This window comes from Lentzea miocenica (assembly GCF_033949945.1).
Lineage (GTDB): Bacteria > Actinomycetota > Actinomycetes > Mycobacteriales > Pseudonocardiaceae > Lentzea > Lentzea miocenica.
Map to the genome: position 1 here is coordinate 1 of NZ_JAXAVW010000107.1, position 715 is coordinate 715.

The following is a 715-nucleotide window of genomic DNA, read 5'->3' on the forward strand; positions in this document are numbered from 1 at the left end:
GTGCATTCCATCAGCATTTTCTCCGTCAGCTCCAGGCGTCATAGCTCCTTTGTTGGAGTACAGCCGACCGTAGGCAACCAGATACAGTTCAGGGTTGAACAGTTGTCGATACAGTCTTTCCAGAGGCAGGCCACGCCTGCCACGTTCACGGAGGACATTCAGTACCGTTGCGGCGTCCTGCATTACGCATACCTCCCGGCCTTCGAACATCCGGCCACCTGGCCCCCTTCGCCCTGTGAACGGCGTTACCGTTCTCCTTGGAGAGACGTCACCCTCACGACTACTACGAGGCCTCCGTCACCATCACGGCTCGCGCCCTTCAGGTGATCCCACGTTCGTCTTCGCTGCACGTACTAGCACGACTTAGGTGCCCCATTCATCTCCTTTAATTCCCTCATAGGGAATCGCTCTGCACCCCTGGAGGTTGCGCTGGCGGGTCAGTGACGCCGACGCAGAGGCAGCACCGGTTACACATGCCTTTCCGGTGGATGAATCCTTGCATCTTCTGGAGATTGGGGTTCAGGCAGTCAAGCTTTCACCATATCGCGCGGGTCCCGCGACGCACCGTCCCTGACACGTGGACCCGGCCGCCGCTTCACTGGCATGCTACTGTCCCCTTCATCTTTCGAATCCAGGTAAGCCATTAGACCCAGGAACATTCCTCCAAGTTCCTCCCGACTGCACCGGGAATGCAGCAAAGCGCCTCGTGGCGCAC

General features: G+C 58.6%; 1 protein-coding gene. It reads right to left on the reverse strand.

Going from position 1 to position 715, the window contains the following annotated elements; translation table 11 throughout:
* Positions 1-210, reverse strand: a 210-nt coding sequence (locus SK803_RS46410; protein ID WP_319972650.1) for a hypothetical protein, incomplete at its 3' end; no start/stop codon positions are given.
* Between the last annotated feature and the right edge of the window lie 505 nt (positions 211-715).